This window comes from Mesorhizobium sp. CA15 (genome assembly GCF_020165215.1).
Taxonomy (GTDB): domain Bacteria; phylum Pseudomonadota; class Alphaproteobacteria; order Rhizobiales; family Rhizobiaceae; genus Mesorhizobium.
The window spans coordinates 79054-99575 of record NZ_JAIUHQ010000010.1; the positions used below are offsets into that span (position 1 = coordinate 79054).

General features: G+C 63.7%; 18 protein-coding genes. 9 read left to right on the forward strand and 9 right to left on the reverse strand.

The features are described from left to right. Nucleotide 1: 1 nt before the first annotated feature. Nucleotides 2-643 carry a DUF1638 domain-containing protein gene (locus tag LB515_RS17480; protein WP_095764934.1) on the reverse strand — a complete coding sequence of 214 codons (642 nt, stop codon included), beginning with the start codon at nucleotides 641-643 and terminating at the stop codon, nucleotides 2-4. A gap of 53 nt (nucleotides 644-696) precedes the next feature. Here LB515_RS17480 and LB515_RS17485 point away from each other — a divergent pair, with 53 nt between their 5' ends. Continuing rightward, nucleotides 697-831 (forward strand): entericidin A/B family lipoprotein, encoded by a 135-nt coding sequence (locus tag LB515_RS17485; protein WP_041003961.1) that lies wholly within the window; start codon nucleotides 697-699, stop codon nucleotides 829-831. 85 nt (nucleotides 832-916) lie between these two features. On the opposite strand, the gene LB515_RS17490 is transcribed toward LB515_RS17485, so the two are convergent. After that, nucleotides 917-1615 carry a corrinoid protein gene (locus LB515_RS17490; protein WP_095764935.1) on the reverse strand — a complete coding sequence of 233 codons (699 nt, stop codon included), beginning with the start codon at nucleotides 1613-1615 and terminating at the stop codon, nucleotides 917-919. Nucleotides 1616-1885: 270 nt separating this feature from the next. On the opposite strand from LB515_RS17490, the gene LB515_RS17495 reads away from it, so the two are divergent. From LB515_RS17495 to LB515_RS17520, 6 genes are all read left to right on the forward strand, one after another. Beyond that, nucleotides 1886-3460, forward strand: coding sequence for a trimethylamine methyltransferase family protein (locus LB515_RS17495; protein WP_140840065.1), 1575 nt, complete (start codon nucleotides 1886-1888; stop codon nucleotides 3458-3460). 89 nt (nucleotides 3461-3549) lie between these two features. Next, entirely contained in the window at nucleotides 3550-4239 is a 690-nt protein-coding gene (locus LB515_RS17500; RefSeq protein ID WP_224708444.1) for a 4Fe-4S dicluster domain-containing protein, read from the forward strand. 104 nt (nucleotides 4240-4343) lie between these two features. Further along, nucleotides 4344-5075: a dienelactone hydrolase family protein gene (locus LB515_RS17505; protein WP_224708445.1), complete on the forward strand. Its 732-nt coding sequence runs from the start codon at nucleotides 4344-4346 to the stop codon at nucleotides 5073-5075. Between the two features lie 182 nt (nucleotides 5076-5257). Continuing rightward, on the forward strand, nucleotides 5258-5818 hold the full coding sequence (locus tag LB515_RS17510; RefSeq protein ID WP_224708446.1) for an RNA polymerase sigma factor: 561 nt from the start codon (nucleotides 5258-5260) through the stop codon (nucleotides 5816-5818). 2 nt (nucleotides 5819-5820) lie between these two features. Continuing rightward, nucleotides 5821-8007: a vWA domain-containing protein gene (locus LB515_RS17515; protein WP_224708447.1), complete on the forward strand. Its 2187-nt coding sequence runs from the start codon at nucleotides 5821-5823 to the stop codon at nucleotides 8005-8007. 139 nt (nucleotides 8008-8146) lie between these two features. Beyond that, nucleotides 8147-8431: a hypothetical protein gene (locus LB515_RS17520; RefSeq protein WP_224522689.1), complete on the forward strand. Its 285-nt coding sequence runs from the start codon at nucleotides 8147-8149 to the stop codon at nucleotides 8429-8431. A gap of 8 nt (nucleotides 8432-8439) precedes the next feature. Here LB515_RS17520 and bmt read toward each other — a convergent pair whose 3' ends face one another. Next, entirely contained in the window at nucleotides 8440-9462 is a 1023-nt protein-coding gene (gene bmt / locus LB515_RS17525; protein ID WP_140840075.1) for a betaine--homocysteine S-methyltransferase, read from the reverse strand. Nucleotides 9463-9619: 157 nt separating this feature from the next. Beyond that, a complete protein-coding gene (locus LB515_RS17530; RefSeq protein WP_140840077.1) occupies nucleotides 9620-10477 on the reverse strand; it encodes a helix-turn-helix domain-containing protein in 858 nt (285 codons plus the stop codon). A 228-nt stretch (nucleotides 10478-10705) separates the two neighbouring features. Between LB515_RS17530 and LB515_RS17535 the strand changes: the two genes are divergently transcribed. Together LB515_RS17535 and LB515_RS17540 are read left to right on the forward strand one after the other, a co-directional pair. Further along, complete coding sequence (locus LB515_RS17535; protein WP_140840079.1) at nucleotides 10706-11728, forward strand: fatty acid desaturase; 1023 nt, start codon at nucleotides 10706-10708, stop codon at nucleotides 11726-11728. A 76-nt stretch (nucleotides 11729-11804) separates the two neighbouring features. Continuing rightward, nucleotides 11805-12641, forward strand: coding sequence for a phosphate/phosphite/phosphonate ABC transporter substrate-binding protein (locus LB515_RS17540; protein WP_140840081.1), 837 nt, complete (start codon nucleotides 11805-11807; stop codon nucleotides 12639-12641). Here the strand turns inward: LB515_RS17540 and LB515_RS17545 are convergent. The 5 genes from LB515_RS17545 to LB515_RS17565 all read right to left on the reverse strand — a co-directional run bounded on the left by LB515_RS17545 (nucleotide 12609) and on the right by LB515_RS17565 (nucleotide 20340). Further along, nucleotides 12609-13949, reverse strand: coding sequence for a M24 family metallopeptidase (locus LB515_RS17545; RefSeq protein WP_140840083.1), 1341 nt, complete (start codon nucleotides 13947-13949; stop codon nucleotides 12609-12611). The genes LB515_RS17540 and LB515_RS17545 overlap by 33 nt on opposite strands. A 16-nt stretch (nucleotides 13950-13965) precedes the next feature. Further along, nucleotides 13966-15369: an ArnT family glycosyltransferase gene (locus LB515_RS17550; protein WP_181174729.1), complete on the reverse strand. Its 1404-nt coding sequence runs from the start codon at nucleotides 15367-15369 to the stop codon at nucleotides 13966-13968. A 190-nt stretch (nucleotides 15370-15559) separates the two neighbouring features. Next, entirely contained in the window at nucleotides 15560-18142 is a 2583-nt protein-coding gene (locus tag LB515_RS17555) for an FAD-dependent oxidoreductase (protein WP_224708448.1), read from the reverse strand. Next, nucleotides 18139-18624, reverse strand: a complete 486-nt coding sequence (locus LB515_RS17560; protein ID WP_224708449.1) for an endonuclease domain-containing protein — start codon at nucleotides 18622-18624, stop codon at nucleotides 18139-18141. The genes LB515_RS17555 and LB515_RS17560 overlap by 4 nt, the downstream gene beginning before the upstream one ends. A gap of 138 nt (nucleotides 18625-18762) precedes the next feature. After that, nucleotides 18763-20340 (reverse strand): trimethylamine methyltransferase family protein, encoded by a 1578-nt coding sequence (locus LB515_RS17565; protein ID WP_224708450.1) that lies wholly within the window; start codon nucleotides 20338-20340, stop codon nucleotides 18763-18765. Nucleotides 20341-20522 lie beyond the last annotated feature (182 nt).

Sequence of the window (20522 nt, forward strand, 5' to 3'; positions counted from 1 at the left end):
GCTAGCCGTCTCGGGCGGCGCCCTGTGCCGTCCGCGCCAGCTCGCCGGTCAGGTCGCCATAGCCGGTCGAGCGGCGCTCATAGGCGAGGCCAAGCATGGCGGCGGCTTTCTCGGCGACCTTGTCGAGCTCCGGATCGTCGGTCTGGGCGAGATAGATCAGCTTCTCGTAATTGCCGAAATAATCCTTGATCAGCTCGGGATGCCGGTCGAGGCCGAGCGGCTTGATGAAGAAGGCCTCGAACTGGCGGCAGAGGAAATCAGTCATGTAGAACGACATCATGTCGTCGTCGGCGACCTTGGCGTAGGCGTCCATGCCCTGGTAGAAGGCAAAGCAGTGCGGCCCCGCCATGCGCTCGACGCCGTGCTTCTGGATGACGCGATCGAGCAGGCCGCCGGTGCCGCAATCGGCATAGCCGACGAAGATGTGCCGGTAGCCTTCCGCCTTGGCCTTCTCGATCGCCTTGTCCATCGCCGGCGCGATGCGGTCCGGATAGAAATGGAACTCGGCCGGCAGGCAGGTCAGATCGAGATGGTCGAGCTTTAGCTGTTGCTTGACGGCCAAAACTTCGCGCGCAATCATCCCGCAGGCGATGACGAGCAGCCTGTCTGTTTGATTCGGTTCCGTTTTTTGCGTCTTGACCAAGTCGGGCCGGCTTTCGCTGCGGGGCTTAATATCTGTCGAGGGAGACACCGTCCATGAAACTGCTACGCATCGCGCCGATCGCCATCCTGGCCTGCGCGCTTGCACTCACGGCCTGCGCCAACACCATCCGGGGCGTCGGCAAGGACGTCAAATCGACGGCAAGGGCGGTCAAAGACACCGTCAACTGATCGGCAGCCTCGCCTATCATCTGGGTACAAAAAAGCCGCGCTGCAAGGCGCGGCTTTTCTTGTCGATCCATCCTGATGCCTTGGGTCAGGCGGAAGCGCGAACGTTGTGCTTGCGCTTCATGAAGTCCTTGGCGGTCTCGACCGCCACCGCAGCATCGCGGCAATAGGCGTCGGCGCCGACGGCCTTGCCGAATTCCTCGTTGAGCGGCGCGCCGCCGACCAGCACGACATAGTCGTCGCGGATGCCCTTTTCCTTCATCGTGTCGATCACGACCTTCATATAGGGCATGGTGGTGGTGAGCAGCGCCGACATGCCGATGATGTCGGGCTGGTGCTGCTCGATGGCGTCCAGGTATTTCTCGACGGCGTTGTTGATGCCGAGGTCGATGACATCGAAGCCGGCGCCTTCCATCATCATGCCAACGAGGTTCTTGCCGATGTCGTGGATGTCGCCCTTGACGGTGCCGATCACCATCTTGCCTTGCTTGGGCGCGCCGGTGGCGGCGAGCAAGGGGCGCAGGATCGCCATGCCGGCCTTCATCGCGTTGGCGGAGAGCAGCACTTCCGGCACGAACAGGATGCCGTCGCGAAAATCCTCGCCGACGATGCGCATGCCTTCGACCAGCGCCTCGGTCAGCACCTTGTAAGGCGCCCAGCCGCGCTCGAGAAGGATGTTGGTGCCTTCCTCGATCTCTTCCTTCAGGCCGTCATACAGGTCGTCGTGCATCTGCTGCACGAGCTCGTCGTCGGAAAGCTCGGAAAGGATGATCTCGTCGTCGGACATTTTCTCGGGCTCCTTGCTGCTCGGAATGACTGCGGCAGCCTAAAAATCAATGCGCCAATACCTAACCCGCGAGGGCAAGCTAGCCATAGCTGATTTGCGACTTCCCGCAAAAGGAAAGCGACTGGAAAGTTGGCGCTTTTCTTGTCGATTTTGCGACAGGCGTTGGCGCTGGCGGGCCGTTTCCAATAGGGTGCATGGTTACGATCCGGCGAGAAGCGGCGGTTACGGGCCGCGAGCCAATCCAGACCAGGTTTTATAGGAAGCACGATCATGAGCGAGAACGCGGCAGTCGACCAGGAAGCGTCAAACGCACGGCGTGGGCGCGGTGCCAGCGGCGGCGCGGCGGCCCGGCGCGCGGCGCGCTCGGGCGGCGGTCCGGGCACACAGCTCACCTACATCAAGCGCAAGATCAACGTCTACGAGGTCCTCAACGAGGAAGGACTGGCGCTGATCGAGAAGAATACCGACACGGTGCTGGAAGAAATCGGCATCATTTTTCGCGACGATGCCGAGGCGCTGGCGCTTTGGAAGGACGCGGGCGCCGACGTCAAGGGCGAGCGCGTGCATTTTCCGAAAGGTCTTTGCCGCTCGCTGTTGAAGACCGCGCCTTCGATCTACACCCAGCACGCGCGCAACCCGGAGCGCTCGGTGCAGATCGGCGGCAACGCGACCGTATTCGCACCGGTCTACGGCCCGCCCTTCGTGCGCGACCTCGACGGCAACCGCCGCTACGCGACGATCGAGGATTTCCAGAATTTCGTGAAGCTCGCCTATATGGCGCCCTCGATCCACCATTCGGGCGGCACGGTGTGCGAGCCGGTGGACGTGCCGGTCAACAAGCGCCACCTCGACATGATCTACTCGCATATCCGGTATTCGGATAAACCGTTCATGGGCTCGGTGACGGCTCCGGAACGGGCCGAGGACACGGTGGCGATGGCCAAGCTCGTGTTCGGCGACGACTTCGTCGAGAACAACACGGTGCTGACCAGCCTGATCAACGCCAACTCGCCGATGGTGTTCGACGAGACCATGCTAGGCGCGCTGAAAGTCTATTCGCGCCATAACCAGGCCTGCATCGTCACGCCGTTCATCCTGGCCGGCGCGATGAGTCCGGTAACCGTCGCCGGCACGCTTACGCAGGTGCTGGCCGAAGTGCTCGCCGGCGCTTCGTTCACCCAGCTGATCAGGCCTGGCGCGCCGGTGCTGTTCGGCACCTTCGCCTCGTCGATCTCGATGCAGTCCGGCGCGCCGACCTTCGGCACGCCGGAGCCGTCGCTGGTTTCCTACGGCGCCGCGCAGCTCGCGCGCCGGCTCGGCCTGCCGTTCCGCACCGGCGGCTCGCTCTGCGCCTCGAAGGTCCCGGACGCGCAGGCAGCCTATGAGAGCGCCAACACGCTCAACTCGACGATCCTTGCCGGCACCAATTTCGTCCTGCATTCGGCTGGCTGGCTCGAGGGCGGTCTCGCGTCCTGCTACGAAAAATTCATGATGGATATCGACCAGCTCGGCATGCAGCAGAAGTTTGCCGAAGGTGTCGACCTGTCGGAAAACGGCCAGGCGATGGACGCCATCCGCCAGGTCGGTCCGGGCAGCCACTATCTCGGCTGCGACCACACGCAGGCGAATTTCCAGACGGCCTTCTACCGTTCCAGCATCGCCGACAACAATTCCTACGAGCAGTGGCTGGCCGAAGGCGAGAAGACCGCCCCGCAGCGCGCCAACGAGCTCGCACGCCGCTGGCTGGAAAGCTACGAGGCGCCGCATCTCGATCCGGCCATCGACGAGGCGCTGAAGGACTTCATCGCCAGGAAGAAGGGCTCGATGGCCGACGCCTTCACGTGAAAGGAGCCCGAGTCAGGCCGGGCTAAAGTGGCCGACATCATCCACAAGGAAGTCTGGCGGAGCGCGTTCTCCGACCCGGACCGGAAGGGATGACTTTTTTCCGCGGCACGGTCGAGGAGATTGCGGCCGCACTCGCGGCCAACGGCCTGATTCTCCGCGGCGGTTTCAGCTTCGGTGACGATGAGGTGGCGCCAGCCGGGCCTTCCGGCGCGCCGGCCAAATCCGTGCTGCTTGTCGGACAGGCGGGCGCGGCGCCCTGGCCGCATTTCCAGCGCTGGCGGGAACGACAGGCGAGGGACATCGCCAACCCACTCGACAGTTGGTCGCGCGAGGTGATCGGCGCGGTGGCGAAAGAATTCGGCGCCCGCGCGGTGTCGCCTTCGGACCGGCCCTATCTGCCGTTCCAGCAATGGGCGATGCGGGCGGAGGGGCTGAAGCCGTCGCCGCTCGGCATCCTCATGCATCCGACCTATGGACTTTGGCATGCCTATCGCGCCGCATTGCTGTTCGAGGACGAGATTTCTCTTCCAGAAGCTCATCAGCCGATTCACCTTTGCGACGCATGCGTCGAAAAACCCTGCCTGAAATGCTGTCCGGTCGGCGCATATTCGGTGGATGGCTTTGCGCACGGGGCGTGCCTGGTGCATGTGCGTGGCACGGATGGTGCGCCCTGCCGCGCCGGCGGCTGCCTCGACCGCAACGCCTGTCCTTATGGCGCTGAGTATCGCTATCCGGCCGATGTTCAGGCTTTCCATATGGCGGCGTTCGCCGGACTGTAGGCATTCTTCCGAACCGCACGGAAACTTGACCGCGATCGAGAGGTTGCGGCTTGCCCTGCCGGGCGGTGCGGATATCTATCGCCTGGCAACCGGCGGAGCGCGCAATGACGAGGCAGGACATCAAGATCAAGACCCTGGACGGCACGGCGAAGGCACGGCTGTTTCGTCCAGCCGCGCCGGCCAAGGCTGGCGTCATCCTCTATATGGATATTTTCGGCCCGCGCCCGGCGCTCGACCAGATGGCCGAGCGCCTCGCGGAGCATGGCTATGCCGTGCTGGTGCCCGATCTCTTCTACCGCTATGCGCCCTATGGTCCGTTCGATCCCAAAACCGCCTTTGCCGAGGAAAAGACCAAGGCCCTGCTGTTGATGCTGAGCGGCGGCACGACGCAGGGCATGACCATCCGCGACGGCAGCGCGTTCCTCGATGCTCTGGCCGCCGAGGGGATCGCCGGACCGACTGGCGTCGTCGGCTACTGCATGGGCGGCGCGCGGGCGCTAAACGCGGCGGCGAGCTATCCGGACCGGATCGTTGCCGCGGCGAGCTTCCATGGCGGCAATCTCGCCAGCGACGCGGCCGACAGCCCGCACCGCAGGGCGGCCTCGATCAAGGCGCGCGTCTATGTCGGCGTCGCCGGCGTCGACCGCAGCTTCCCGCCGGAGCAGTCGGCGCGGCTGGCAGAGGCGCTCAGGGTGGCAGAGGTTGACCACGTCATCGAAAACTATGTCGGCGTCGACCACGGCTGGTGCGTCAAGGACCACAGCGTCTATGACGAGGCGGGCGCTGAGAGGCATTGGAAGCGGCTGACGACGTTTTTCAAAGAGACGCTGGGTTAGCCTTCTTTCGCAGATCGCGGAGGGGGCGTCGTGCAGCGCGAGCCTTCGAATGTTCGCGCTGCCCCTCATCCGCCCTTCGGGCACCTTCTCCCCGTGAACGGGCAGAAGGAAATGCGCCTCCGCAAAAAAATCTTTCCATCGCCCCAAGGATTGGCCATTAGCCTTCGTCCAACAGGCAAATGATGGCGATGATGCTGGACGACGGCGAAGCCTCCGATGCCGAACTGATCGGGCGGGCGAGGGGCGGAGACAGGGGTGCTTTCGGCAGATTGCTCGAAAGGCATTACGGCTTCGTCTATCGCGCCGCCTTTCGCTGGTGCGGCCGCAAAGCCGACGCCGAGGACATCGCCCAGGACGTCTGCGTGCGGCTCGGCCGCGCGATCCGCGATTATCAGGGCAGCGGCGCCTTCACGACATGGCTCTATGCCATGACGCTGAACGCTTCGCGCGACATGATGCGCAAGCGCGCCCGCGACAACGCCAAGACCGATGCCTACGGCGCCTATGCGCTGATCGCGGGCGACGCGTCGGCGGAGATCGACGATCCGGCCGAGGCGCTGTGGGCGGCGGTGCGGATGCTGCCCGACAAGCAACGCGACGCGGTGCTGCTGGTCTATGGCGAAGGTCTCAACCACGCGGCGGCGGGCGAGATCATGGCGATCTCGGAGACGACGGTGTCCTGGCACATCCATGAAGCGAAGAAACGGCTGAAGCTGCTGATGCGCTCAGCCGGGGAAGTGTGACCATGGTCGACGACAACGAACTCGAAAGGCTGCGCGATATCGCGGTACCGGCGCCGGACGGCGAGGCGAAGGCGCGCGCGTTCGCCGCCGCGATGCAGGCTTTCGACCTCGACAAAAAAATCTCGCCTGTTCGCCAAGGAACGTTCGCAGGCCTTCGTCTCACGGAGCGAGCAAGAATGCTCTGGAGAGACATCATGCAACGGAAACTCATCGCCACGCCGGCCATCACCGCGCTGGTCGCGCTGCCTATCGCCGGCTATGCCGCTTTCGAGATGCTGAAGGACCACCCGCCCGTCGTCGGCGGCAACGGCACGGTCACCGAGACCTTGGCCGACAAGCCAGCGGCGCAGAAGCCTGCGCTGGAACAGCCCGCGATTAACGAGCCGCTGGCAGCGGCGCCGGCCAAGGAGAAGAAGACAGACGCCGACGCCGAGACTCGGGCCAATTCACAAGTGGCGGCGCCGAAGCCGGCGACAGAGGTCGACGGCCTGCTCAAGCAGGAGGCTGCGCCGGAGAGCAAGCGCGCCCTGCAGCCTGCGCCGGCGGAGAGCGGCCAACTCGCGGCCGGCGGCAAGGACGGGTCGTCAAACAGAGTGATCATGTCGATGACACCGCCTAGCGTCGATGAGGCTGAGCGGGCCGACAAGGCGCCGGCAGGCGGCGCGGCCGCCGTTCCGGCGTCTCCGCCCGCCGTCGCCGATTCCAAGCTGATGGTGCAGCCCGCGCCCATGCCGGTCGACCAACTGCAGCCGCAGGAGGAAAACCGCGATCGCGTCGAGAATTTCAAAACCAATCCGGTGCATGAAACAGCCCAGGATCCGGTCTCGACTTTCTCGATCGACGTCGATACCGCCTCCTATTCTTTCGTGCGGCGCTCGCTGAAGGAAGGCAGTCTGCCCGAACCGGACACGGTCCGCGTCGAGGAGATGATCAACTACTTCCCCTATGACTGGAAGGGACCGGATTCGACCAAGACGCCGTTCAACTCGACCGTCACCGTCATGCCGACGCCGTGGAACGAGCACACCAAGCTCATGCATGTCGCGATCAAGGGTTTCGACGTTAAGCCGGCTGAGCAGCCGAGGGCCAATCTGGTCTTCCTGATCGACGTCTCGGGCTCGATGGACGAGCCCGACAAGCTGCCGCTGCTGAAATCCGCCTTCCGCTTGTTGGTGAGCAAGCTGAAGCCAGACGACACCGTCTCGATCGTCACCTATGCCGGCAATGCCGGCACGGTGCTGATGCCGACCAAGGGGGCGGAAAAGCAGAAGATCCTTGCGGCAATCAACAATCTGGCGCCCGGCGGCTCGACGGCCGGCGAAGAAGGCATCCGCGAGGCCTACAAGCTTGCGCAGCAATCCTTCGTCAAGGACGGCGTCAACCGTGTGATGCTTGCCACCGACGGCGACTTCAATGTCGGCCAGACCGATGACGACGACCTCAAGCGGCTGATCGAGAAGGAGCGCAAGACGGGCGTGTTCCTCTCGGTGTTCGGCTTCGGCCGCGGCAATCTGAACGACCAGATGATGCAGACCATCGCGCAGAACGGCAATGGCACGGCGGCCTATATCGACACGCTGGCCGAAGCCGAGAAGGTGCTGGTCGAGGATGCCTCCTCGACGCTGTTCACCATCGCCAAAGACGTCAAGATTCAGGTCGAGTTCAACCCAGCCACGGTCTCCGAATACCGTCTCGTCGGTTATGAGACCCGCGCGCTGAAGCGCGAGGATTTCAACAATGACCGCGTCGATGCCGGCGATATCGGCTCGGGCCATTCGGTGACCGCGGTCTATGAGATCACGCCTAAAGGCAGCGGTGGCGAGCAGGTCGATCCGCTGCGCTACGGCCAGGCCAAGGTCGACAATGGCGGCGTCGCCAATGCCGGCGAATATGCCTTCGTCAAGATCCGCTACAAGCTGCCGGACGAGAACGTCTCGAAGCTCATCACCACGCCGGTGACCGCCGCCAATGAGGTCTCGTCCTTCGATGCGGCCGGCGCCGACCAACGTTTTTCGGTTGCCGTCGCGGCCTTCGGGCAGAAGCTGCGCGACGAGGATCAGACCGCGAATTTCAGCTATGACCGCATCGCAGAGATCGCCAATGCCGCGCGCGGCGCCGATCCATTCGGCTATCGGGCGGAGTTCCTGTCGCTGGTGCGGCTGGCCTCATCGCTGGACGGCAACAAGTAGGCCATTGCGGACTGAAGGAAAGGCCGGCGGGACAGATCCTGCCGGCCTTTTTTCGATCGTTAAATTGCACGGGTTTTCCGGAACCTCGCCGCAACGAGCTTCTGTTAGTCGGTGCTGACAAGGGTTTGAGGGATCAGCAGTGCATATCACGACAATGGGGAACGTGAACTCGACGGCGGCCAATGCCCCGGTGCGCGGACCGTCCGCTGCTTCAGCGGAAGCCGCGCGAATCAGGAACGATGTCGACGCGGCGCGCAACACAGCGCTTTCGGCCCTCAACAACGACCGTTTTCGCTCGATGCTTGAGCAGATCAGCGACCCCGGCGCATCGGGCGCCCTGATGACGATGGGCGCCGACAACCAGGGCAGTGCCGGCACCGATCTCAATACCGCGCTGTCGCGCTACGCTGAAAACAGCAAGTAGAAAACGTATCAGGCGCGGCTGCGCCGGCGCTCGCGGCGGGCTTCGCTGGTCTCGGCGGTGTTTGCCGTCGCCGCCTTGTTGCGCATCGGGCCGATGCGCTCGACGATCGTCTCGACGGTCGGGCGGGTCGACTTGGTGTGCGCGTCCAGCGCCTTGCGCATGGCAGCAAGGTGCGCGAACGAGGTGCCGCAGCAGCCGCCGACAATCTTGGCGCCGGCATCGACCGCCAGCCGCACATAATCGGACATCAGCTCCGGCGTGCCGGAATAATGGATCTCTGCGCCGCGGAACTCCGGAATGCCGCAATTGCCCTTGACGATCACGGTCGCGTCCGGCTTCGCATCGGTCATGTCGAGCAGCGAAGCCAGGATATCGGAAGCGCCGACGCCGCAATTGGCGCCGACGCCGAGAGGGGCCTGCGACAGGCCATCGGCGACGGCGTGGATATCCTTCGGCAGCAGGCCCATCATGGTGCGGCCGGCCGTGTCGAAGGAACCGGTGTAGGTATAGGGCAGGCCGACCCGGATGGCGGCCTCAGCCGCGGCGCGGATCTCGTCCGGCGCCGACATGGTCTCGATCCAGGCGACTTCGGCGCCGCCGGCCTTCAAGCCCTCGATCTGTTCGGCGAAGGCCTCGACCGCCTCGTCATAGGTCATGGCGCCAAGCGGCACCAGCAATTCGCCGGTCGGGCCGACGGAGCCGGCGACGATCACCTTGCGGCCGGCCTTGTCGGCGACGGAGCGGGCAATCTCGGCGGCGCGCTTGTTCAACTCGTGGACGCGATCCTGCGCGTGATGCAGCTTCAGCCTGTGGCGAGTGCCGCCGAAGGAGTTGGTGAGAATGATATCGGCGCCGGCGTCGACAAAGTTCTGATGCAGGCTGGCGATGGTCTCGGGCGCCGTCTCATTGAGCAGCTCAGGCGCTTCCCCGGCCTCAAGACCCATCGCGAACAGATTGGTGCCGGTGGCGCCATCGGCCAAAAGCACGCCTTTTTCGGCAAGCAGTGCGTCAATCGGGTTGGTCGCGGTCATGGCCCTGAATTTCCTGCCTGGAATGGCTTTCGCGTTCAAATTCAAATAACGATATAAAGAAGTCTTTATGTCCAGTCAACGAATTTGCGGCCGCGAAAGGCCATGGGGTTTTCCCTGGAACGATGACGGGCGGCGAAGACGATATCAATGCGCGCGATCAGGCAGAGCCTGATGGGAAGGACATTGCGGCCAGCTTTTGCGCAAAGCTCGCGGCCTCGTGCGCGTTGATGTCGGCGGCCCGGATCAGGTTGTCGAAATGGCTGGTGAGCGTGCGGATCGGCTGAGTGGCGCTCAACACGAGATACATGTCGCCGACATAGATCGCGGCGCGATAGGGGCCAAAGATCGTATAGGGGATCGAATAGCGAATGCGGCCGTCATAGAGGAACAGGCGAAAGGTCGGATAAAGGTCGTCAAGCAGCGCCGCCATGTGCAGCAATTGCTTGCGCCGTTCGGCCTCGGGGAAACGATCCCAGACACCGAGGCCGCGCGCGAAGATCTCCAGCGTGTGGCGCGGCATGCAGACTTCCATGTCGGTCTCCGGCCGACGGTTGTAGTCGATGCGATATTGCGTTTCGCCTGCCTGCGCCTCACGGCTCTTGTTGGCAATGCCGGCCTCATATTCCACCAGTGCCTCGGTCCGCAGAAGGTCGGGAATGCCCGCGGGCACATAGCGGATCTTGGTGCCGGCCGCCTCGGCATGCCATTTGGCCAAAAGCGTGCGGTCGAAGCCGTCGGGCGCCTCTTCGATCTCCAGGCTTTCTCTGATTTCGCCGGTGACACCTTCGTCCTGGCTCAGGCCCAGCAGCCAGTCGAGCGATACCTTGAACTCGGCGGCTATGTTGAGGAGGGTCTCGGCGCGGGGCAGGCGGGTCGAGGCGCCGGAGAGGAGCTGCGACAGCGCCGAACGGTCGATGCCGACCGCCGTCGCGAAGGCCGACTGGTTCAGGTCGGACCGTGTCAAGAGCAATTTCAGGCGCTCCCGAAAGGTCATCGACAGATCGCGCTTGTCCATCACGCTGCTTCCGTGTCGGAGAGGAAAAATTTGCGCCGGAGCCGTTTTGAACGTGGCTCAGGCGGAAATGAATCCCGATGTCTGTTTACAATGTATAACATATGCCGCCAAAAATGCGCATTCGCAACGGGTTGTGCGCATTGTCGCGTTGATGTAACGGCAGGCTACTGACACAATGTTGTCAGGAATCGAGTTGGTTCCGGCGACTGGGGGGCAGTGGTCGAGAGCATGGCAAGCGTGAATACCGGCACGAAAAAGAGACCTAGCAGCACACCGGCTGTCGAATGGCCGACAGTCTCCCTCACAGTCTTCTGCTACGGCGCATGGCTCGCCACCGGTTTCCTTGTCTGGCCATCCCATCCGCTTCTGGCGCTTGCCGTCCTGCCCTTTATCCTGGCTCTGCAATCGTCGATCATGCACGAAGTGCTGCACGGTCATCCGACCCGCAACGCCAGGATCAATGAAGCCTTCGTCTTCCTGCCCATCGGCATGGTCTGGCCGTTCCGCCGCTTCAAGACCATCCACCTTCGCCATCATGCAGACGAGCGCCTGACCGATCCGCTCGACGATCCGGAGAGCTACTATCAGGCGCTCTGGATGCATGAGGGCCTGCCGCCGACAATGAAGCTTCTGCTCAAGATCAACAACACCATGGTTGGCCGCCTCGTCCTCGGTCCGTGGTTGTCCTCGGTCGGTTTCTTCATCGACGATGCCAAGCAGATCCTTGCCGGCGACAAAGCGATCCGCAAGGCCTGGCTGCTGCATGCCGTCGGCCTCGCGATTGTGGCGCCGATCGTCACGTTCGGCTTTGGCATCCCGCTGTGGCTCTATATCCTGGTGCCGGTGTGGCTCGGCCAGTCGCTGATCTCGATCCGCACCTATGCCGAGCACCAGTGGTCGGAGCATCCGGAGGGGCGAACGGTGATCGTCGAGCGCTCGCCGCTCTCCTTCCTGTTCCTGAACAACAATCTGCATTTCGTTCATCACAAGAGCCCGACCATTGCCTGGTACCGGCTGCCGAAGCTCTTTCGCGAGCGCCGCGAGGAATGGCTGCGGATGAACAACGGTTATGCCTATCCGAACTATTTTGCGATGCTGAAGGCCCATGCGTTCAGGGCCAAGGAGCCGATCGTTCATCCGGTGCTGCGGCGCACGCCGGAACCGGGCCGCGCCTTCAAGCCGCGCGTCAGGGCGCGCAATGTCAGCGGACTTGGCACGGCGCCGGTTCCCGCCGAGCCGCCGAAGGAGTAATTTCGACTTTCCGCGACGCTTTTTGCGCGGCGGAACACAGGCGCCGAAGGCCGCTTGCCTTTGAAAGCTATTCGACATGAGCAAGTTCGTTGCGGCCCTGCCTATGTATGACTGGTCCGAAGCGCGTGGCCAAGTCGACGCGCAATGGGCGCGGCTCCGCGATGCTTTCCGGCAAAGGGGCATCGATGCGCCGGAGGCGGTCGTGCGCAGCAATCGCGAGCTGCCAGGAGTTCCCGGCGGCATACTCGACGGCGCCGGCAAGCCGATCGCACCCGACCCGGCGACGCTGCCCCCGGAAGAATTGGACTTTCACCAGCTCTGGCTGAGCCCGGCGCTGCTCTTCGGGCAAACCTGCTGGGGGCCGATGGAACTCGGTCTTGCGCGGCATGTGCAGGTGGTTGCGCAGCCGAGCTACGATGCGTTCGAGGGCGGGCAGGGAGAGCTCTATTCCAGCGCGCTGGTGATGCCGGCGGATGGCGGACCGGGGATTGCCTCGCCCGCGGACGGCAAGGCCCTCATCCCGATCGACCTTCTCCGCGGCAGGCGCTTCACCTTCAACAATCCGGATTCGATGTCCGGGCTGATCGGCCTGCAGCGCGACCTGGAGGCGATGGGCGAAAGCCTGGACATCTTCGCCTCGCGCGGCGAAAGCGGCGGCCACCGGTCGTCGATTGTGGCCGTCGCGGAAGGCAGGGCCGAGGTCGCGGCCATCGACTGCGAAAGCTGGGCGCTGGCGCAACGTTTCGAGCCGGCGGCGAGAGGCGTGAAGGTGGTCGGCTGGACGGCGCGGCGCAAGGGCCTGCCCTATATCACCGCCCGAACGACGCCGGAAAAAATCGTTGCCGCGATGCGCGACGCCGTCGCGGCTGTCGAAAGCGGATCAGAGCAGCCGCTCGTCCAGCTTGTAGGCTGAAAGCTTCTCGTTGCCGGTTTCGGTGATCAGGATCTGCTCCTCGATTTTGACGCCTTCGCGCCCGCCAAGCCTGCCGATATAGCTTTCGACGCAAAGCACCATGCCGGGTTCGAGCACGCCGTCCGGCGTGTCGTCGGTCCAGTCGCCGGCATGCGGCAGCGTCGGATATTCGTCCGCCAAGCCGACCCCGTGATAGAGCACGCCGTAGCGCGTCGGATAACAGTCGTCCGGCGGCACCGCCGAGCGTTCGACGAGATCGCGAAAGGAGATGCCCGGCCGCATCAGTTCGGTGTTATGAGCGATCTGACCGGCGGCGATGCGGAAGAGGTCGTGCTGCTCGTTCGACGGCTTTCCGTCGCCGCAAAGCCATGTGCGCGAAAGATCGGCGCAGAACCCGTAGGGTCCGATCAGGTCCGTGTCGAAGGCGACGAGGTCACCATTCTCGATGACGCGCGAGGAGCATTCCTGGAACCAGGGATTGGTGCGCGGTCCCGATGACAAAAGACGCGTTTCGATCCATTCGCCGCCGCGCGCGATGTTGCCGCGATGCAGTTCCGCCCAGAGCTCGTTTTCGGAGATGCCGGGCTTCAGCACTGTCTCCATCTCGCCAATCGCGGCCTCGCAGGCGACGATGGCGCGGCGCATGGCGAGGATCTCGTCCGGCGATTTGATGAGGCGCGCATTCTCCATCACCGCCTCGCCATTGCCTATCGCGATGCCGCGGCGGGCGAGTTCCTCAACGCCTTCCGGGTTGATGCGGTCGACGGCAATGCGGCGGTTGCCGCCGCCATGCTCGGCAACGAGCTCGGCGATACCGGCACCCCAGCGCCGGACTTTCTGCTCGGTGAGCTCGCCGCTGTAGAGATATATCCACGATACCGCAGGGCGCACCTCGTCGACGACGCCCGAATGGTCGGACAGGTGCTCGCAGGAGAAATAGTCGAACAGCACTACCGGCCCTTCCGCGGCGACGAAACAGTGGCGTGTCGAATTGTGCGCGACCCAGAGCTGCATGTTGGTCGAGTCCGTCGCGTAGCGGATGTTGACCGGGTCGTAGAGCAGGGCGCCGGCATAGTCGCGGCGTTTCAGCTCGGCGCGGATGCGGTCCAGCCGGTATCTGCGCATTTCGGCCAAGTCCGGCGCGGCGACGCCCGCCGTCGCCCACTCGGCTTCGGCGGTCGCGCCATAGCCCAGCAGATGCTGGTTGAGCGAGGCCGCCTTTTCACGCGAGGCCTCGCGCAGCGCTTCGACCGAGCTTGGCTCGAAGGGCATGATCTTGCGATGGCGGCCGAAGCCTAGCTTGTCCATTCGTCCCACCTGAAGCTTACTGCGCGGGCTTCTTGTGCAGTCTGGTAATCGTGACCTTGCGGGGCGGAAAGCCGAGTGCCTGCGGCACTTCAATCGTGCGGTGGATGGTGTCCATCACGTAGCCGACCTTCGCCAACTCTTCGAAAACCTCCGAGGACGATTCCCTGTCATCGGTAAGCACGAGCACCGCCGGCTCGCGGATCGACCTGGCGAAGTCCGGCGTCTCGTCATCGAGCGCGATGAGATCGGCATCGACCAGGCGCAGATTGCCGACCCAGAACCAGCTCGAGACCACGGTCTTGACCGGTCCGTCGGCGTTGATCTGGTCGTAAAGCGAGCGGTAATCCATGCGCACGATGCTGCCGCGGCTGTCGCCGCCGTGCAGATGCATGTACCAGCTCAGCGGCAGCACCAATATGGCAAGGAGAGCGCCGACGAAGACAATGGTGGCTTGCGTCTTTCGGCCTTTCTGGCCCATGGCGTCGAAGCGCATGGCGAGCGCCGCGGGCAAGAGGATGAAGATCGGTAGCATCCAGCGGTCGCGAAACTGGGTGATGCCGGCCGCCAACACGACTGTGACCATGACCACAAAACCAAGGACGATCGCCCGCCACAACAGCTTTTCCGGCCACCGTACCGGCTGAGGCGGATCCGTCCGTTTTCTTGTCGCCAGGACGTAGGCGACGGCAAAAATCACGACCGGCAATCCAGCGAAATTGACGATCGCGTTGACCAGTCTGCGGATGCCGAGAAGCGCCGTTTTCGCAACGCTGCCGCCTTCGGCGACGCCCAGGCCCCCTTGGTGCGCGAGCAGGTCTTCCAGATGTGTCAGGCTCCAATAAAGCGTCGGCAGGCAGGCAAGGACCGCCACCGCCACGCTGATTGCGAAACGGCGGTCGAAGATCGCCTCACGCGTTTCGCGAACCGAGAGAGATGCCAGGAACAGGGCGGCAAGGAAGATGACGATGTTGTATTTCGACAGCATCGCGGCCGCCGTCGCCAGGCCGAAAAACGCATAGGCAACGGCCGATCGCCGCCTCTCCACCTCGACCAGCGCCAGAAGCAGCACCGAGGTGAAACAGAATATGGCGACCGAGTGGGTGAGGGCGTGCTGCATCTCCCAGAAGATCTGAGGAAACAGCAGCAATCCGAACATGCCGGCCGCCGCGGCACGGTTCGAGTAGCCGAGGCGGCGTATGGCGGTGAAATAGGCGACCAGCCCCGCGGCCAGCAGGCCGTATTTGACGATCTTGAGGGCAAGGACGCTGGTTCCGACCAGCGAGGCCGCAAGCGTCGCCAGCCAGGTGTATAGAGGCGGCTGCGAGCTGCCGTAGCCGGCGGCCAGGAATCGCATTTCCGTCAATTGCTCTGCATCGTCGACACCGACGCCCGTGCCCGCAACATGGGACAGCAGGGCCATCATGACGATCTGGGTCAGGCAGTAGAGGAGGACCGACGCAACCGCCGCGCTGAATGGGCCGACCCGTTCATCGCAGAGCCAATCGGTCCATTTCTCTAGTTGCCGCAAAGGGACGATCTTCTCATGCTGATGCGCCGGTAGTGGGCTCGGACCATGCCATAGCTACCGACGCAATCCAACAATTCGGGTTTCAGGTTCGCATCTTCTCGCCGCTCGGGTCGAAAGGCGGTTCGACATTGATGCGGGCCGGGCGGCGGTGGCCGAGAATCTCGATCTCGAACAGGCCGGCGCTTTCGTCCTCGGCAAGAGCGGCCGGCACATAGCCCTGCGCCATCGACTTCTGCACGTAATGCGCATAGCCGCCCGAGGTCACCCAACCAACGACGCGCCAGTCGCCATCGACGATGCCGCGCACGGCCGAAGCGCCTTCGGCGGCCTTCGAGCCGCGCACTTCCTTGCCTGACGTGTCGAAGCGCGGCGCGCCGTAGCCATGCGGCTTCTCGACTGTGCCGTAATCCTTGCCGACCTTGGCCCAGATCGGCTCGTCGCCCATCACGTCGGCATCGGCAGCGTCGACGATGAAGGAGACCCGGCGCAGCTTCGGCCCTTCGGCATGCTCCCGGGCGGACGCCTCGCGGCCGATGAAGTCGTTCTTCTCCAGCTTGATGAAGCGGTCCATCGAGCCTTCGAACGGTCCGTAGATCGGACGCAATTCACGGAACCAGGTCGGAAAATTCTTTTCCAGGCGCATGGAGAGCAGCGCACGCATGCCGAAATCGACGATGCCGAATTCCGCGCCGGCTTCCTTGATCGCCTTGTAGACGAGGCGTTGATAGGCGGGCGCCATCCAGATCTCGTAGCCGAGATCGCCGGTGTAGGTGATGCGGTTGACCATGCAGGGCGCGCCGCCAACCGCCATCTCGCGGAAGTCCATGAAGCGGAAGGCCTTTGTCGAGACGTCGACATCGACGAGCTTCTGCAGCAGGTCGCGCGATTTCGGCCCGGCGATCGAGAGACCGACCAGCGTCTGGTCGAAGCGGTGGATGCGCACCGAGCCATCCTTCGGCAGGTGCTTCTCGAACCAGCGCATGTGATATTTCTGCGCTGCGGACGAGCCCCAGATCATGAAGCGCTCTTCTCCATTTCTTGGGCCGGCCTTGGCGATGGTGAAGTCGCCGATCAGCTTGCCGAATTCGTTGACCATCGGGGTCAGCACGATACGGCCGACCTTCGGCATGCGGTTGGTCATCAGCCGGTTGAGGAAATCTTCCGCGCCCGGACCGGACACCTCGTATTTGGCGAAGTTGGCGATCTCGGTGACGCCGACCCTGTCGCGCGTGGCGCGCACTTCCTCGCCGATCGGGCCGAAATCGTTGGAGCGGTGGAAGGAGACGATGTCCTTCGGCTCCGTGCCCTTCGGCGCGAACCAGAGCGGCGTTTCCAGGCCCCACGAATCGCCCATGACGGCGTTGTTGGCGAGCATGGTGTCGTAGAGTGGCGTCGTCTGCGCCGGACGGGCGGCGGGCAGTTCTTCGTTCGGGAAGCGGATCGAGAAGCGGCGCGAATAGTTTTCCCGCACCTTGGCGTTGGTGTAGCGCAGGCTCGCCCATTCGCCGAAGCGAGCGACATCCATGCCCCAGACGTCGAAGCCCGGATCGCCATGCACCATCCAGTTGGAGAGCGCGAGGCCGACGCCGCCGCCCTGGCTGAACCCGGCCATGACGGCGCAAGCGCACCAGAAATTGGTCAGGCCCTGCACCGGGCCGACCAGCGGATTGCCATCGAGCGCGAAGGTGAAGGGGCCATTGATGATCTGCTTGATGCCGGCCTTCTCGATGCCGGGGAAATGCTTGAAGCCGATCTCCAGCGACGGAGCGATGCGGTCGATGTCGGGCTGCAGGAGCTCATGGCCGAAATCCCACGGCGTGTTGACCGGCGACCACGGCTTGCAGGCCTTCTCGTAGGTGCCGAGCAGGACGCCGTTGCGCTCCTGGCGGGTGTAGATCTCGCCCTTGAAGTCGAGCACGCCGATCATCTCGCGGCCGGTCGACTTGTTGAACTCCTCGACCTCCGGCATCGGCTCGGTCAAAAGATACATATGCTCCATGGCCAAAACCGGCAGCTCGACGCCGACCATGCGGCCGATCTCGCGCGCCCACAGGCCGCCGCAATTGACGACGTGCTCGGCATGGACCGTGCCCTGCTCGGTGACGACGTTCCAGGTGCCGTCCGGCTGCTGAGTGAGGTCGACGACGCGGTTGCGCAGCACGATCTCGGCGCCGAGCTTTTTTGCCGCCTTGGAATAGGCGATGGTGGTGCCCGAAGGGTCGAGATGACCTTCGACCGGATCCCACATGGCGCCGACGAAGTTCGTCTCATCCATCAGCGGGAACATCGCCTTGGCTTCCGAGGGCGTAATCAGCTCGGTATCCATGCCGAGATAGCGGCCCTTGGCGTGAGCCAGCCGCAGAAAGTCCATACGCTCAGGCGTATCGGCCATCATGACGCCGCCGGTCAAATGCAGCGAGCAGGACTGGCCGGAGAGTTCCTCGATCTCTTTATAGAGCTGGACCGTATAGGCCTGCAGCTTGGCGACGTTCGGGTCGCCGTTCAGCGTGTGGAAGCCGCCCGCCGCATGCCAGGACGAGCCGGAGGTCAGCTCCGAGCGCTCGATCAGCATGATGTCGGTCCAGCCAGCCTTGGCGAGATGATAGAGCACCGAGCAGCCGACGACGCCGCCGCCGATGACAACCGCTTTCACGTGGGATTTCATGCAGATAGATCCGTGTTTGAAAATACTGAATCGAGGGATCGAGGTGTGAAAACAAAGCGGAGATCGGATGCCGCGATGTTTTCGGCCAGCCTGCCGTCGAGCGCGGCGAGGATGGTTTCACAGACGGAAGCACGATGTTTCAGGACGTCATGGTTCCAGAAGCGCAGGATCGAGTAGCCCTGAGCCTGCATGAAGTGGTCGCGGCGGCGGTCATATGAGCTGTCGGCGTGTTGGGATCCATCGACCTCGACGACGAGCCAACGCTCGCGGCAAGCGAAGTCGGCGAAGAACGGTCCGATGGAAAACTGGCGCGTAAAGCGATAGCCGCCGAGCTTGCGTGACTTCAATTCAAGCCAAAGCAAAGCTTCCGCTTGATTGCCGGCTTGCCGGAGATTTCTTGCGCGCTTGGTCGTGCCTCGTTTGCGACGGCTTCGCGTTTGAACAGCGCCTTCCCCCACTCCGTCGCCGCTTCGCGGCGCCACCTCTCCCCCCTCCGGAGGGAGAGGAAAGGAGCCAGCTGGAATCGCCGCGCGCCTTTCCTCTCCCCCGTCGATCGGGGGAGAGGTGGCGAGCGAAGCGCGACGGAGTGGGGGTCGACTATTCATCCTCAACACAGATGGTCAGAAATCCGTCGGCGCGCCGCCTTCGGCGCGGCGTTTCTCGACGAAATCGTTGAGCTCCTCGCGGATGGCCGGATCCATATAAGGCTCCTCGTAGGAGGCAAGGCGCTCCTTCCAGACCTTGTTGGTCCGCTCCATCGCCGTCGGCGAACCCGCCTCGGCCCATGTCTCGAAATTGCGCCAATCGGACACGATCGGCGAATAGAAGGCGGTCTTGTAGCGCTCCTGCGTGTGCTGGGTGCCGAAGAAATGGCCGCCAGGACCGACCGACTGGATGGCCTCGAAGCCGAGCGCATCCTCGGAGAGGTCGAGCGGGGTGAGGAATTCGGCCACCATCTGCAAAAGGTCGATGTCGAGGATGGTCTTTTCATAGGAGCAGCGCAGGCCGCCTTCCAGCCACCCGGCGCCATGCATCATCAGATTGCCGCCGCCCTGGATCGCGCCCCATAGCGAGAACACGCTTTCATAGGCGGCCTGGGCGTCGACCGTGTTGGCGGCGCAGGTGTTGGAGGTGCGGTAGGGAATTTGATAGCGGCGGGCAAGCTGGCCGCCGACGAGCTGCGCCTTCATATATTCGGGCGTGCCGAAGGCCGGCGCGCCGGACTTCATGTCGACATTGGAGGTGAAGCCGCCATAGCCGACCGGCGCGCCCTTTTTCACCATCTGCGCGAAGGCGATGCCGGAGAGCGCCTCGGCGTTCTGCTGCACCAGCGCGCCGGCGACGGTGACGGGCGCCATGGCACCGGACAGCGTGAAGGGCGTGACGATCACGGCCTGGCCCATGCTCGACATCTGGATGATGCCTTCCATCATCGGCACGTCGAGCTTGAGCGGCGAATTGGTGTTGATGATGGTGAAGACCGACGGTTCCTGCATCAGCTGCTCGCGGCTAATGCCGCGCGCGATGCGGGTGATCTCGATGCCGTCGACATTGCGTTCCTTGCCGAGTGAATAGATGTGGAAGACCTTGTCGGTCAGCATGGCGAGGTCGCGAATGCATTCCAGGTGCCGCACCGACGGATGGATGTCGATCGGCTCGACCGGATAGCCGCCGGTGCAGTGCAGGATGTTGTGCATCTGCGCCAGGCGCAGGAAGTTGCGGTAATCGGCCTGGTTGCCGGGCCTGCGGCCGCGGTCGAGGTCGGAGCAGTTCGGCGCCGAAGCCATCATCGACAGGATGACGTTGTTGCCGCCGAAGCGCAGATTATGCGCCGGGTTGCGGGCATGCAGCGTGAATTCCGACGGGCAGTGCGAGACAAGCTCGAGGATCATGTCGCTGTCGAAGCGCACGCGCTCCGAGCCTTCGCGCACGTCGGCGCCATGCGCCTTCATGATTCGGCGGGCTTCATCGTGCAGAACGTCGACGCCGATTTCCCTCAGCACGCGCAGCGAGGCGAGGTGGATCGATTCCAGCTCGTCGTCGGACACCAGCCTGGTCGGCGTCAGCGGGTTCTTCAGCTGCCGGAAGGCGGGCTGCTCGAAGGCGGCCGAGCCGCCGGCGCGCTTTCCCGCGCGGCCGCCACGGCGGGCGCGATCGGTTGCCAGTGCCGGCTCGGCGGGATGAAGGGCGGCAGTCATGAGAAGCCTCGTGAGGATGCGAATTTGGCCGGCATAATGGACTGGCAGCAATGCAGCCGGTGAGGAGGCGGCGACCACTAGGGCGAGGGAAGCGACATGACGGAAGGGGAGGCGGCCGCAGGCGATCGGCCGCTCGGCTGCCTGCCGTCATCGTCGGGCTCGATGCTTGCTGGGTGCCGCTA